General features: G+C 42.3%; 1 protein-coding gene. It reads left to right on the top strand.

Annotation, left to right across the window (positions count from 1 at the left end; all coding sequences use genetic code 11):
• The first annotated feature begins 28 nt into the window (after window positions 1-28).
• On the top strand, window positions 29-955 hold the full coding sequence (locus ACYVRH_RS12475) for an alpha-amylase family glycosyl hydrolase (RefSeq protein ID WP_461257226.1): 927 nt from the start codon (window positions 29-31) through the stop codon (window positions 953-955).
• The last annotated feature ends 618 nt before the right edge of the window (window positions 956-1573 follow it).

The following is a 1573-nucleotide window of genomic DNA, read 5'->3' on the forward strand; positions in this document are numbered from 1 at the left end:
TTGAATAAGAGTTTGATAATACGCCCTGATGACCGTAGGCGAGACAGGCGGAGTAACCGTTGACGAGGCTGTGCAGTACGCCAACGCGGATGGCAGTGAGCTTGACATGGTGTTTCAATTTGAGCAAGTGGAATTGGACGGAGGCGAGTCATTTAAGTGGAATGATCGCAAGATCAATTTGGTAGAATTAAAGGAAGTGTTTTCCCGCTGGCAGACCGTATTGTATGGCCGCGCGTGGAACAGCCTGTACTGGTGCAACCACGACCAACCCCGCATTGTTACGCGCCTTGGAGACGAAGGAGAGTACCGCGAAAAATCGGCAAAAATGCTGGCGACCTGCCTTCACTTTTTACAGGGTACCCCATACATTTATCAAGGCGAAGAACTTGGCATGACCAACACTCCCTTTGCCCGTCTTGAAGACTACCGCGACCTTGAAAGCATCAACGCGTACAACGAGCTTGTGTTACGTGAAAAGCGCATCGCTAAAGAGGATATGCTTCGCTATATGCGCCTGAGAAGCAGAGACACCTCCCGCACTCCAATGCACTGGAACACCCGCCCCAACGCCGGATTTTCAACGGGAACGCCGTGGATTATGGTAAATCCCAATTACAGGGAAATCAACGCCGAAGAGCAAACGCGGCGTAAAGATTCTGTTTTCGCGTATTATCAAACTCTTATTCAACTGCGCAAAAAACTCGATATTATCACCCTTGGCAACTATGAGTTACTGCTGCCCGATGACCCTGATTTATACGCGTATACCCGCCGTTACCAACAGGAAGAATTGCTAGTGGTTTGTAATTTCTCTCATAAGGAAAGGACATTTACCACGCCGCAGCGGTTTATTGGCGCGAAACTGCTTTTATCTAATGAGCAAACGGCTGATTGCGGAACTTCGTTGGTTTTGGGGGCATTTGGCGCGGTGGTTTATCATAGTGTTTATAGTTAGGCAACAGATGCATGGTTTCTCCTGAAAAATTCTTTCTTCTTTTGTTATAGCGTTTTTATCGTTTCAATATCAAGCATAGAAAATTAAAAATTCAATCTGATACAGAAACATTAGTGTCAAAAAAATTTAATGAATCACAAGATTTCAATAATGCCCATAGAGGATTACAGCCTTATCAAATGTTAAAAACTATGTTGAATGAAGAAAGAAAAATATTGCGTCAATTCATAATGATAAGTAATAATTTAAAAAATGAATAAAATTGTTAAAACAATGTACACGCTTCAATAAGTAATACTTGGATTTGACTCCGCGAATAGTTTGGCAATACCTAATATAATTCCTTTACGCCATCAAGGCACATTAGTATTTTGCAAGTTTGAGCCATATATGGTTACCTTTTTAACCTTTCTTTGTTCATTTTTAATTGCTCATTGCTCTCTACTCCTTGCTAATTACTCATAGTTCTGCTATATTAATACAAGGAGAGATTTATGTCGCAAACCATGACCCTTGACGAAAAGCTTGCCATTTCAAACAAGGCTTGTTTATTATGGAAAGCTGGAGACAGAGAAGGCTATAGCCGCCTTACAAGATCAATCCCCATGCCGCCATATC

The organism is Treponema sp. R80B11-R83G3, from assembly GCF_054786115.1.